Genomic DNA, 12035 nt, shown 5'->3' with positions numbered 1-12035 from the left:
AGTCTGTCGCGATTTATAATGAGAAAAGGCCGCATCTGGCCCTAAAATACAAAACGCCCGATGAAGTTCACCGGGCGCTTTAAACTGAAATAAGTGTCAACTTATATCAGGACTAGTCAGGGTTATTACTCACTTATTATTTCAAAGTCATCACCAGTAACGCTGATGCGAATGGTCGACTCAGGCATAATCTCTCCCGACAGCAGCTTCTGTGCCAGCGGGTTTTCAATTTGCACCTGAATAGCCCGCTTCAGTGGCCGCGCCCCGAATACCGGGTCAAACCCGGCCTCAGCCAGCTTGTCCATAGCTGCACCAGACAGTTCCAGCTTATAGCCTTTGTCGGCAAGGCGCGCGCGCAGTGATGCCAGCTGGATTTTGGCAATCGACTTGATTTGCTCTTTACCCAGCGGATGGAACACAACAATGTCATCGACCCGGTTAATAAACTCGGGACGGAAATGCTGCCCTACCACGTTCATCACCATCGACTTCATTTCACTGTACTGACTCTCCTCATGCTTATCCTGAATAATGTCAGAGCCAAGGTTAGAGGTCATAATCACCACCGCATTTTTGAAGTCGACAGTTCGCCCCTGGCCGTCGGTCAGGCGCCCGTCGTCAAGTACCTGCAGCAGAATATTAAACACGTCAGGATGTGCTTTCTCGACTTCATCCAACAGGATCACCGAATACGGTTTGCGTCTGACCGCCTCGGTCAGGTACCCGCCTTCCTCATATCCAACGTACCCCGGAGGCGCACCAACCAGGCGCGCTACAGAATGTTTTTCCATAAACTCTGACATATCAATGCGCACCATGGCGTCTTCCGTATCAAACAGGAAACCTGCCAACGCTTTACAGAGCTCGGTTTTACCTACCCCTGTCGGTCCTAAAAACAGGAAAGAACCTATCGGACGGTTCGGATCTGCCAGTCCCGCACGCGAGCGCCTGATGGCATTAGCAACCGAGACAACCGCTTCATCCTGACCTACCACACGTTTATGCAGCACTTCTTCCATACGCAGTAACTTGTCACGCTCACCTTCCAGCATTTTTGCCACCGGAATACCGGTCCAGCGAGACAGAACGTCGGCGATTTCAGTATCAGTCACCTTGTTTTTGAGCAACCGGGTTTCGCGTGTTTCATTTTCAGCCGCTCTCTCTAATCTGGCTTCCAGTTCAGGGATCCGGCCGTACTGCAGTTCTGACATGCGGTTTAAGTCTGATGCACGGCGTGCTATTTCCAGATCCAGTTTCGCCTGCTCCAGTTCAGAGCGGATAGACTGGGTGCCCTGCATCGCTTCTTTCTCTTCCTGCCAGACCTTTTCTAGGTCTGCGTACTTACTTTCCAGCTGTTCACGTTCAAGCTCAATAATCTCAAGTCGCTTGTGACTTGCATCGTCGGTCTCTTTGGCCAGTGCCTGTTCTTCCAGTTTAAGCTGGATGATCCGACGCTCCAGTCTGTCCATTTCTTCCGGTTTGGAATCAATTTGCAGGCGGATACTGGATGCTGCCTCATCAATCAGATCAATGGCTTTGTCAGGCAGCTGCCTATCACTGATATAACGGTGCGACAGCGTTGCCGCCGCGACGATTGCCGGGTCTGTGATGTCAACGGAATGGTGCAGCTCATAGCGCTCTTTCAGTCCGCGCAGAATAGCGATGGTATCCTCGACACTCGGCTCATCCACCAGCACTTTCTGGAAACGACGCTCCAGCGCCGCATCTTTTTCAATATACTGGCGATACTCGTCGAGGGTTGTTGCGCCGACACAGTGTAACTCGCCTCTCGCCAGAGCCGGCTTCAGCATGTTACCGGCATCCATTGCGCCATCGGACTTGCCGGCCCCGACCATGGTATGCAACTCATCGATAAACAGGATCACACGTCCTTCTTCCTTCGCCAGTTCGTTGAGCACGGCCTTAAGACGCTCTTCAAACTCACCGCGATATTTTGCGCCAGCGACCAGTGCGCCCATATCCAGCGCCAGTACCCGTTTATCTTTCAGACCCTCGGGCACCTCGCCATTGATAATACGCTGCGCGAGCCCTTCAACAATCGCGGTTTTACCCACACCAGGTTCACCAATCAACACCGGATTGTTTTTGGTTCTGCGCTGTAACACCTGAACGGTCCGGCGGATCTCATCGTCACGCCCAATGACCGGATCCAGCTTGCCCTGCTCCGCACGTTCTGTCAGATCCGTGGTGTATTTCTCCAGTGCCTGACGCACGTCTTCGGCGTTAGGATCTGTGACTTTCTGGCCGCCACGCATTTTGTCGATAGCCTTTTCTACCGCTTCCTTGGTGACATTCAGCTCTTTGAGAATATCGCCGAGCTTGCCTTTATCCTGCAGCGCCGCGAGCACAAAGATTTCTGAGGTTATGTATTCATCCTTGCGCTGCTGGGCAATTTTGTCGCACAGATTGAGCAGAATGCCGCTGTCTTTACTTAACTGCACATCACCGCCGACACCCTCAACCCTGGGCAGGCGTTCAATTGCCTCGCTCAGCGCTGAGCGCAGCGCGTTTGCATTAATGTTTGCCTGATCAAGCAACGGCCGGACGGAGCCGCCCTGCTGGTTGAGCATCGCGGTCATCAGATGCACCGGTTCGATGAACTGGTGATCACGCCCCAGCGCAAGAGACTGGGCGTCTGATATCGCCATTTGGAATTTACTGGTAAATCGGTCTAATCGCATGACTCGTATCCCCTAAAAAATGTTTAATAATTTATGGGTACTGTTCAACAAGTATTCAAGTCGATGATGTTATCGAAAGCCGGTTGATTGATTTAGCGCAAAATCAGGGACGGATCCCGATAACCGTCGCAATACGGCCGGTAGTCGCCAGTCCCTGATGACTGGCACGCCGGTGGGAGAAAAATAACTCATCTTCAGTGTAGGTGCAGTGCTTGCTGTCGCAGATAGCCCCAACGCCAACGCTTCTCAGCTGCTGTGCGGCTATCTGAGCGAGATCAATCACGCCTTTGTCTTTTGATGTAAACGCGACAGCGTCCGGCCACTCCTTAAAACGTTCAGCAAGTTCGCGATCGACTTCATAACACGCTTTACTGATCGCAGGCCCAACCCACGCCATAAGTTTTTCCGCCGGCGCAGTCATTGCGGCTACTGTCGCACGGATAATCTGACTATCCAGGCCTTTCCAACCGGCGTGAATAGCGGCAACTTCGGTACCATCACTATCGCACAAAATAACCGGCACACAGTCAGCTGTCATAACGGCACAGAAAACGCCCGGCGTGCGGCTTATCGCGGCATCGCCATTGATGTCATTGCCAGGCAGCATCACTACCTTGTTACTGTGTGTCTGGTTCAGCCAGGTGATTGCATCGGCGTATGGAAGCGCGGCACGGTTTGTTTGAACCGCGCCGGGCGCGTCTCCGACATGGGCACCAAGGTTAAGGGCATTGTATGGTGGCAGACTCACCCCGCCCAGGCGCGTTGTCGCGTAGGCTTCGATGTTTGCCGGAGCTGACCATGCCGGAGATATCAGTGGGAGTGTCACAGCGGTTCGTCCGCGTGCTCGCGGGTATCCTCCCGTACGCTGTCAATCAGCGCCACCATATCGTCAGGTAAAGGCGCCTGCCAGGTCATCCATTCATCGGTACGAGGATGGAATAGCGACAATTGTGCAGCATGCAGCGCCTGTCTGCGGAACTGTCTTAATGCGTTGACGCAGCTCTCCGTTGCCCCCTTAGGCAAACGTGGCCGGCCGCCATACACCGGATCGCCCACCAACGGATGTTTGATGTAAGTCATATGCACCCTGATCTGATGCGTTCTGCCGGACTCCAGCTTAAGACGGACATGAGTATGGGCACGAAACTTTTCAATCACCCGGTAATGCGTCACGGCCGGTTTTCCGAATTCCCGTACTGCCATTAACGTGCGTTTAGTAGCATGACGACCAATCGGTGCATCAACCACTCCGCCGGCCACCATGGTTCCCATTACCAGCGCTTCATATTCACGACTCATAACCCGGTTTTGTAACTGATCCACCAGATGCGTCTGCGCCTGAAGCGTTTTCGCCACAACCATCAACCCGGTAGTATCTTTATCCAGGCGATGTACGATACCGGCACGAGGCACTTTATCAATGCCAGGCACGTGGGCCAGCAACGCGTTAAGGAGCGTACCGCGAGGATTGCCCGCTCCAGGATGCACGACCATATCCGCTGGTTTATTAATAATAAGAATATCGTCATCCTCATAGACAATATTCAGTGCGATGGCCTGAGGCTCACTGACGACTTGTTTTTCTACCGTCGCGTTAATTTTTATGGTTTCATCGCCAAGCATTTTCTGACGGGGGACGGTGACGGTTTCACCGTTAATGCTGACCTGCCCTTCCTGGATCCAGGTTTTCATGCGAGAACGGGAAAAATCCGGGAACAAATCCGCCAAAACCTGATCTAACCGCTGACCGTAATGTGCCGGCTCTGTTGATGCTTCCAGTACAATTTTATCTTCTGCTTGCGTCATAACATCGGAGGTTGCTTTTAAAAGTCGCATTATAACAAGGAATCCGTCCATTAACCGGACTGTTTAAGAAATTGTATGGTCATACGTACGCTGAGTGGTTAGAATAGCCAACCCGGCCAGCAAAGACGGCGATAAATCCACTGTTTTTAGCAGGAAAGAAAACATTATTATGAAGTCAGTAAGAATATTAGGCCCCCTTCTGCTCGGTGCAGCCATATCACTGAGCGGATGCAGTAGTTCTTCGGATAACGAAGAGAAGGCCGCATTGGCCAACATGGGTGCTCAACAGCTGTATGACAGTGCAAAACGCAGCATGGAATCCGGAAATTTTGGCACCGCAGCAACGACGCTGAGTTCACTTGACTCACGTTATCCCTTTGGTCCTCTCTCACATCAGGTACAGCTGGATCTGATTTACAGCTACTATAAGTCAGGTAAAACCGACGAAACGCTGGCAACGATTGACCGCTTTGTTCGCCTCAATCCAAACCACTCAGATGTGGATTACGCCTATTACATGCGTGGCCTGACCAACATGGAGTCAGACAGCAATCTGTTTCAGGATTTGGTTAATATCGACCGGGCTGATCGTGATCCGGCAAGTTCACGACAGGCCTTTGATGACTTCCGTCGTTTGATTGAGCAGTATCCCGACAGCAAGTACGCTGCTGATGCGCGCAAACGTATGCTACACATCAAAGAACGCCTGGCGCGATACGAAATTGCGATTGCGCGTTTCTATATGCGTCGGGAGGCGTTCGTCGCAGCCGCGAACCGCGGTCGTTACGTGATTGAACATTTCCCGGATTCATCACAAGTCCAGCAAGCACTGGAGATCATGGTATCAAGCTACGATCAGCTTGGGCTGGAAGAACTGAAAAATAACGCCATGAAAACACTGAAACTCAACTATCCCGACAGTGAATTCATTGGATGACAAAAAAGGCTGCCTCAGGCAGCCTTTTTTATTAGCGAAAAAACAGATGACTGAAGGGGTTCAGCAGCCTGGCAATACCGGAAGTAAAATGCAGCGGCTGATCAACGATGCTGAATACCAGACATCCCTCAGACGCATCTGACCGCGGCGCATGCGTGTGCTCACCATCCAGGTAGATAAAGTCGCCCGTATCGTACGTATGCAGGCCGTCGCTGAATTCACCATCCAGCACCAGTGTATATTCCGTACCGCGGTGGGTATGTTCCGGCACGCTTCCGCCACTGCCCATGTAGATAAAATTCGCCACACCCTGATTACCGAGATCAACCGGGGCCTGCCACAGCCGGCCAACAAGGCTTGACCAATTGCCCATGCGCTGGGTGTAACGCGCCAACGTGTGCGGCAGCGTAAACTTACGACCATCAAGCTCAATCACAGCGTCTTTCTTCGGGCTACAGGAAATATCACGGGTGTCAGCCACAGGCTGCGTCAGAATATCTGCCAGCATAGACTCGAAAGCAGACCCGTCCGCCATGCTTGTTACGTCCGTTTCGTCGACAGACTCTGCGAGTAAATCAGTTTCAAGCGCCACCCGCCGGCGGCAGACACTGCACATATCGCAGTGTGCCGACACCATTAACGACTCGACGGGTGCCAGAGTGCCCTCAGCAAAAGCGACAAGCTGCTCAGAGCGGGGATGAAACTTAATCATTGTCGTGAAGCATACCTTTTAAACGTTGCAGCGCTAAGCGGGTGCGTGATTTCACGGTGCCGAGCGGAATATCAAGCTCATCGGCCACTTCCTGCTGCGACTTTCCGTCAATATAAATCGATTCGATCACCGCCTTCTGCTTTGCTGGTAAAGACTCAAACATGAAACCAATCTGTTCGAGGGTAACCTGTTCATCCAGAGAGGCTTCGTTAACATCAGCAGTCTGTTCACACAGCACTGGCCATAAGTCATCTGAACAAACATCTTCTTTACGATTTTGCAGCTTACGGAGCATGTCGAAACGGATGTTCCGTGCGATGGTAAAGATCCATGTCGATGGTGACCCTTTCTCTGCGTTAAACAGATGGGCTTTCTGCCACACATTCGACATCGTGTCCTGCACCAGTTCCATCGCCAGCGCCTCATTCCCCATCTGTTTAAGGGCATAAGAGCGCAGGCGCGGTGCGAAGTAGTTAAAGACTCTCGCAAACGACGCTTTACAACGAGTTTCTGCGACCTTCACGATATAATCAGACATCTCGTTTGCACAATCTTTTGGCTTTACTGCACTGTTGCTTTGTTCCAGTGGAATTCCAACTAACATATGACCTGTCCGTTTTTCCGATGGGTTTCAGATTCTCTATGTACAGCAGCACAAGACGGTACTAAATCTTCGTTACTGAACATGCGTAAGGTATAACCTCACACAAATCATACCCGTTTATTCGATGAGAGCAGACAGATAGTTCATTAATTTTCTGCAATCTTTCTGCTGCAGAAAATGCTGTTTCTGTCTTGCATCAACGGGAAGGAGCTCCAGCCAGCGGTGCATGACCCATACCGGGTCATCAAACGCAGGATTGTCGTACATCGCTCCCAGCTCATGATACCGTTCAAAAATTTCTTGTAGCCGCTCGTCCATAGGCGCGATTTGTTGAGGTGAGATATCACAACACCAGGGCTGCACGGTTTCACATTTTCCGACTCGCAATCCATCATGTTCTGTTCGGATATCGGTTACCTCAACGCTGTGGATCCCAGCAATCTTTATGCCAAGCAACCCATCTTCAAGCAGATCGAAGTCAATCACTTCAGCGTAAGTGCCGATCGGAAAGATGTGTTCGTTCGCCTCTTTATCTCCTCTGGCATTGAGCATACACATGACAAATCCCTTACCAGAGGCGCACGCCTCCTTGACCATCCTGACATAACGCGGCTCGAAAATACGCAGGGACATTCGCCCCCCGGGGAGCAAATGCGCTGATAGTGGAAACAAGGGTAATTCGTACTGATCCATTATTTGCGACGACAAAATAACCATTTGCTGGCTATACGACCCGTGTAGATTTTTGGATCGAATGTGAAAAATTTTCACACTTGGGTCTCAACTGACTGATCCGCCGGTAAAGTTTTCATGTAATCAGAGGCAAACAACCAAATGCTTTCATAATGTCAGTACTTTCCCGTTTTAGCGAATTGTATGAAGAGCTTACCAGCGTAACGCCGGACCGCCTGCGACAGCTTTACGCAGACGACATCCTGTTCATCGACCCGATTCAGACGCACCAGGGTATTGAGTCGGTCATCCGGTATTTTGAGGCGCTCCTGGTTCAGGCTGAATCGTGCCGGTTTGCCATCAGTAACACCATACCGACCCAGCAAAACGCCGAGAACATTGACTACATCGTCACCTGGACTATGACCTTGAAAGTCAGACAATCAGCCACTCCGATTGTGCTTGATGGCATCACACAGCTTAAGGTCAGCGATGACAGGATCACCTACCATCGCGACTATTATGATCTCGGACAAATGGTCTATGAACACATTCCATTACTCGGCTGGGCAGTCAAAAGAGTGAAAAAGAGACTGGCGATATGAAAACAATACTTATTACCGGTGCCACGTCAGGCATCGGGCGGGCGCTTGCCCTTCATGCAGCAGACAACCATTATCAGGTTATCGCCTGCGGCCGGAATCAGTCGGCGCTGGACGATATGGCTCAGCATCCGAATATTACAGGGTGCCGCTTTGATGTAACGGACCTCGAAGACACACGTCAGGCGCTCGCTGCACACTCTCCTGATATTGCCGTACTGAATGCCGGTACCTGTGAGTATGTTGACCTTAACAATTTTGAGCCTGAGATGTTTCGCCGCGTGTTTGAGCCCAACTTTTTCGGCGTTATCAATTGCGTCGATGCACTGTTGCCGTCATTAACAGCGGGAAAACAACTGGTGATTGTTGACAGCATGGCGCGACTGTTTCCGTTTACCCGCGCCGAAGCCTATGGGGCAAGTAAGGCTGCGTTGTATTACTTTACCAAAAGCCTGGATGTCGATCTGTCCCGTCGGGGTGTCATTGTTCAGACCGTCTCTCCGGGATTTGTTGAAACGCCGCTTACCGATAAAAACGATTTTGAAATGCCAATGATCATCTCATCAGAAGATGCCGCCAAAGCCATGCTCGATGGCATTGCCGGTCAGCATCGCAGCATATTTTTTCCATCCGCGTTTGGCTGGATATTAAGAACTATGAGTAGTCTTCCGGCGTGGCTTAAACGCCGGCTGTCCATTTTAATGAGAGATAAGCAGTAGGACATCAGCAGAACATGACAAAACGCATTGCAATTATCGGGACGGGCATTGCTGGCCTGACGAGTGCATATCTGCTTCACCGCGAGCATGATATTACCGTCTACGAGGCAAATGATTATATTGGTGGGCATACGGCAACCAAAACCATCGATGAAGATGGTGTGCCACTGAATATTGATACTGGGTTTATCGTCTTTAACGACTGGACGTACCCTAATTTCATTGCGCTGATGAACCAGCTTGGCGTTGACTATCAGCCAACCGAAATGAGTTTCTCCGTATCGAGTCCGGTTGCAAACCTTGAATACAACGGCAACAACCTGAGCAGCCTGTTTGCACAACGACGAAACCTGCTTCGCCCGCGCTTCTGGAAAATGCTACGGGATATTGTTCGCTTTAATAATGCCTGCAAAACCATGCTGGAATCAGGCCGCGATACCAACGGTATGACTCTGGGCGATTGTATTGACGAGCTTGGCCTGGGCGCTGACTTTGCTAATTTTTACATTCTGCCAATGTGCGCTGCGATATGGTCTTCAACCCTGGCGCAGACGCGTGCCTTCCCGCTCACGTTTTTCCTGAAGTTTTTCCACAATCACGGCTTGCTGAATATTACCAACCGTCCTCAGTGGCATACGATCAAAGGAGGCTCTAAACAATATATTGCGCCGTTGACTGCAGGCTTTAAGGATCGTATCCGTCTGTCGAGTCCGGTCAGACAGGTAGAAAAAACAGACGGTGGCTGGCAGGTCACTACCAGCGGCGGAGACGCCGACGTATACGATCACGTTATCTTTGCCTGTCACAGCGATGAGGCGCTGGCAATGCTGTCACAGCCAACCGAAGCACAACAGGCGATTCTGGGCGCCATTCCCTACGCCATGAATGATGTTGTGCTGCACACGGATATACGCCAACTACCGAAAAGAAGGCGGGCGTGGGCAAGCTGGAACTACCGGTTGCATGACCCGGCGCAGGAGCAGCACCGGCCTGCAACAGTCACCTACAACATGAATATCCTGCAGCGCCTGGACGTCAGGAAAACCTACTGTGTCACACTGAATGACACTGACAGCATTGACGAACGCTGTATTTTAGGACATTACCGCTATGCCCACCCGCAGTTCAGCCAGGCGTCACTGGCCGCACAGCAACGGCGCGACGAAATTTGCGGAAAAGGCAATCTGCATTTTTGTGGTGCCTACTGGTATAACGGATTTCACGAAGATGGCGTAAGAAGCGCACTGGATGTCGCGGGCCGTTTTGGAGCATCATTGTGACGGAGAGTGCATTGTACGACGGCGTGGTCTTTCATCAGCGCTTTCGACCGACACAACACCGCTTTGACTATCGCATCTACATGTTCTGGCTGAAGCTGGATGAACTCGCTTCTCTGTCGACCAGCATTCGTCATTTCTCCAGTGAACATCGAGCCCTGGCCGAGTTCAGGCGCACCGATTACCTGGGTGATCCTGCGCTGCCTCTGTCTGAGGCGGTAAAACAAAGAATGAGCGAACTACATGGTTCCCCGCTCGATGGCGATGTGTTTTTTCTTGGTAACATCCGGATGCTGGGGATTTACTTCAGTCCGGTTAATTTTTACTTTTTGCGGCAGGCCGATGGCACCTTCAGTCATATGCTCGCCGAGGTCAGTAATACTCCCTGGAATGAACGCCATCATTACCTGGTCGACCTCGCTACCCAGCACCCAACGCAGAAAGCCTTTCATGTTTCCCCGTTTAATCCCATGGACATGGCGTATCAGTGGCGGATAACGTCCCCCGACGATACGCTGTCCCTGGCCATGGATTGCGTGCGCCAGGACAAGGAGTTCACAGCGGGTATTAACATGAAAAAAATGTCACTGAACTCGGCGTCTTTACAACACGTAATGAAACGAACGCCAAGTATGACGCTCAAGACGGTAACCGGTATTTACTGGCAGGCCTTAAAACTGTGGCTGAAACGAACACCGGTCTACCCTCACCCTAAAGCAAGTCAGGAAGAAAGATAATGTCACAAGGTGAATCCGTAATTACCCAACAGCAGCGTGTTTCTGTGGCAACACGCTTTTACCGCGGCTTATTTTTTAAGTGTCTGAGTATTTTACCGATGGGATGTATCACCCTGTTTGAAAACGGGGAGAAAGTCGGCCAGTTCGGCGATGCGGACTCCGATCTCAGAGCCAACGTCAACATTCTGGACCCGTCTGCTTACCGCCAGTTTATGTTTGGTGGCAGTATTGCGGCCGGTGAGACCTACATGAACGGCCTGTGGACGTCTGACGACCTGACCGCCGTGATCCGGATATTTGCCCGTAACCTGCCCATGCTTGATGCCTGGGAGAAAAAGTTTAAATGGCTGTCTATGCCGCTCATGAAGCTTCAGCACCTGAGCAACCGCAACACACGCAAGCAGGCTAAGAAGAACATTGAAGCGCATTACGATCTTGGAAACCGCCTCTATTCGCGGTTTCTGGACAACACCATGATGTATTCTTCTGCCATTTATCCCGACCCTAATGCGAGCCTGTCAGAAGCACAAAATCACAAGCTTCGTACCATCTGCGATAAGTTACAACTGACGCCAGATGACCACCTGCTTGAAATTGGTACCGGATGGGGGGGCCTCGCTGTGTACGCGGCGAAGCACTACGGATGTAAGGTGACGACCACCACCATTTCGGAAGAACAATTTGCCTACGCCACGCAGTGGATCGCCCGTGAAAAACTGGAAGACAAAATCACATTGCTGAAGAAGGACTACCGTCTGCTTGAAGGCAGTTACAGCAAACTGGTGTCGATAGAAATGATCGAAGCGGTAGGTAAAGAATACCTCGGAAATTTCTTTGAAAAGTGCTCCTCACTGATCAGGGACGATGGACTCATGCTGTTGCAGTCCATAATCATTGATGACCGCCGCTATGACAGCTACGCGAATAGCGTAGACTTTATTCAGAAATACATTTTCCCGGGTGGCTTTCTGCCGTCCCAGTACGAAATTAACGCACACCTGAAACGTTTCACCGACATGAGTGTCCGCGACCTGCAGGATATCGGTCTGGATTATGCGAAAACGCTGAACGACTGGTATCTCGCATTTAATTCGGCCCGTGATGCGCTCATGGATGACGGCTACGATGAACGGTTCATGCGTATGTGGACGTATTATCTGAAATATTGCGAGGGAGGGTTCCTTGAGCGGACGATCAGTACGGTTCAGCTACTGCTGAGTAAACCCCACTACCGCACCGCCATCACGCGCTAAGCGAACAATAAACA

12 protein-coding genes are annotated in these 12035 nt (G+C 51.1%); 6 read left to right on the top strand and 6 right to left on the bottom strand.

Annotated features, from left to right (window positions below; all coding sequences use genetic code 11):
• Positions 1-125 precede the first annotated feature (125 nt).
• The 3 genes from clpB to rluD all read right to left on the bottom strand — a co-directional run bounded on the left by clpB (position 126) and on the right by rluD (position 4508).
• The gene (gene clpB / locus AB1N33_RS11750; protein WP_411271740.1) at positions 126-2702 is read right to left on the bottom strand and encodes an ATP-dependent chaperone ClpB; all 2577 of its coding nucleotides are present in this window, start codon (positions 2700-2702) and stop codon (positions 126-128) included.
• Positions 2703-2805: 103 nt separating this feature from the next.
• Complete coding sequence (gene pgeF / locus AB1N33_RS11745; RefSeq protein WP_411271739.1) at positions 2806-3528, bottom strand: peptidoglycan editing factor PgeF; 723 nt, start codon at positions 3526-3528, stop codon at positions 2806-2808.
• The gene (gene rluD, locus AB1N33_RS11740; RefSeq protein ID WP_411271744.1) at positions 3525-4508 is read right to left on the bottom strand and encodes a 23S rRNA pseudouridine(1911/1915/1917) synthase RluD; all 984 of its coding nucleotides are present in this window, start codon (positions 4506-4508) and stop codon (positions 3525-3527) included. The genes pgeF and rluD overlap by 4 nt, the downstream gene beginning before the upstream one ends.
• A gap of 169 nt (positions 4509-4677) precedes the next feature.
• On the opposite strand from rluD, the gene AB1N33_RS11735 reads away from it, so the two are divergent.
• Positions 4678-5445, top strand: coding sequence for an outer membrane protein assembly factor BamD (locus AB1N33_RS11735; protein ID WP_411271738.1), 768 nt, complete (start codon positions 4678-4680; stop codon positions 5443-5445).
• Positions 5446-5476: 31 nt separating this feature from the next.
• On the opposite strand, the gene AB1N33_RS11730 is transcribed toward AB1N33_RS11735, so the two are convergent.
• From AB1N33_RS11730 to AB1N33_RS11720, 3 genes are all read right to left on the bottom strand, one after another.
• Positions 5477-6157, bottom strand: a complete 681-nt coding sequence (locus AB1N33_RS11730) for a ChrR family anti-sigma-E factor (protein ID WP_411271737.1) — start codon at positions 6155-6157, stop codon at positions 5477-5479.
• Positions 6150-6761, bottom strand: coding sequence for a sigma-70 family RNA polymerase sigma factor (locus tag AB1N33_RS11725; RefSeq protein WP_411271736.1), 612 nt, complete (start codon positions 6759-6761; stop codon positions 6150-6152). Before AB1N33_RS11725 ends, AB1N33_RS11730 begins: the two co-directional genes overlap by 8 nt.
• A gap of 117 nt (positions 6762-6878) precedes the next feature.
• Positions 6879-7454 carry an LON peptidase substrate-binding domain-containing protein gene (locus tag AB1N33_RS11720; RefSeq protein WP_411271735.1) on the bottom strand — a complete coding sequence of 192 codons (576 nt, stop codon included), beginning with the start codon at positions 7452-7454 and terminating at the stop codon, positions 6879-6881.
• Positions 7455-7606: 152 nt separating this feature from the next.
• Between AB1N33_RS11720 and AB1N33_RS11715 the strand changes: the two genes are divergently transcribed.
• The 5 genes from AB1N33_RS11715 to AB1N33_RS11695 are packed head-to-tail and all read left to right on the top strand — an operon-like array spanning position 7607 to position 12021.
• On the top strand, positions 7607-8038 hold the full coding sequence (locus tag AB1N33_RS11715; protein WP_411271734.1) for a nuclear transport factor 2 family protein: 432 nt from the start codon (positions 7607-7609) through the stop codon (positions 8036-8038).
• Positions 8035-8754, top strand: coding sequence for an SDR family NAD(P)-dependent oxidoreductase (locus AB1N33_RS11710; protein WP_411271733.1), 720 nt, complete (start codon positions 8035-8037; stop codon positions 8752-8754). Before AB1N33_RS11715 ends, AB1N33_RS11710 begins: the two co-directional genes overlap by 4 nt.
• A 14-nt stretch (positions 8755-8768) precedes the next feature.
• Positions 8769-10034 carry an NAD(P)/FAD-dependent oxidoreductase gene (locus AB1N33_RS11705; protein WP_411271732.1) on the top strand — a complete coding sequence of 422 codons (1266 nt, stop codon included), beginning with the start codon at positions 8769-8771 and terminating at the stop codon, positions 10032-10034.
• Entirely contained in the window at positions 10031-10768 is a 738-nt protein-coding gene (locus AB1N33_RS11700; protein WP_411271731.1) for a DUF1365 domain-containing protein, read from the top strand. The genes AB1N33_RS11705 and AB1N33_RS11700 overlap by 4 nt, the downstream gene beginning before the upstream one ends.
• Positions 10768-12021 carry a class I SAM-dependent methyltransferase gene (locus AB1N33_RS11695; RefSeq protein WP_411271730.1) on the top strand — a complete coding sequence of 418 codons (1254 nt, stop codon included), beginning with the start codon at positions 10768-10770 and terminating at the stop codon, positions 12019-12021. Before AB1N33_RS11700 ends, AB1N33_RS11695 begins: the two co-directional genes overlap by 1 nt.
• The last annotated feature ends 14 nt before the right edge of the window (positions 12022-12035 follow it).

Source organism: Alteromonas nitratireducens (assembly GCF_040812025.1).
GTDB lineage: Bacteria > Pseudomonadota > Gammaproteobacteria > Enterobacterales > Alteromonadaceae > Alteromonas > Alteromonas nitratireducens.
Note: the sequence above shows the minus strand (reverse complement) of the source record. Positions and strands in the feature narration are given on the sequence as shown.

Coding starts and splice junctions, on each gene's coding strand:
- clpB (WP_411271740.1), bottom strand. CDS start 2,702: ATGCGATTAGACCGATTTACCAGTAAATTCCAAATGGCGATATCAGAC.
- rluD (WP_411271744.1), bottom strand. CDS start 4,508: ATGACGCAAGCAGAAGATAAAATTGTACTGGAAGCATCAACAGAGCCG.
- AB1N33_RS11735 (WP_411271738.1), top strand. CDS start 4,678: ATGAAGTCAGTAAGAATATTAGGCCCCCTTCTGCTCGGTGCAGCCATA.
- AB1N33_RS11730 (WP_411271737.1), bottom strand. CDS start 6,157: ATGATTAAGTTTCATCCCCGCTCTGAGCAGCTTGTCGCTTTTGCTGAG.
- AB1N33_RS11725 (WP_411271736.1), bottom strand. CDS start 6,761: ATGTTAGTTGGAATTCCACTGGAACAAAGCAACAGTGCAGTAAAGCCA.
- AB1N33_RS11720 (WP_411271735.1), bottom strand. CDS start 7,454: ATGGATCAGTACGAATTACCCTTGTTTCCACTATCAGCGCATTTGCTC.
- AB1N33_RS11715 (WP_411271734.1), top strand. CDS start 7,607: ATGTCAGTACTTTCCCGTTTTAGCGAATTGTATGAAGAGCTTACCAGC.
- AB1N33_RS11710 (WP_411271733.1), top strand. CDS start 8,035: ATGAAAACAATACTTATTACCGGTGCCACGTCAGGCATCGGGCGGGCG.
- AB1N33_RS11705 (WP_411271732.1), top strand. CDS start 8,769: ATGACAAAACGCATTGCAATTATCGGGACGGGCATTGCTGGCCTGACG.
- AB1N33_RS11695 (WP_411271730.1), top strand. CDS start 10,768: ATGTCACAAGGTGAATCCGTAATTACCCAACAGCAGCGTGTTTCTGTG.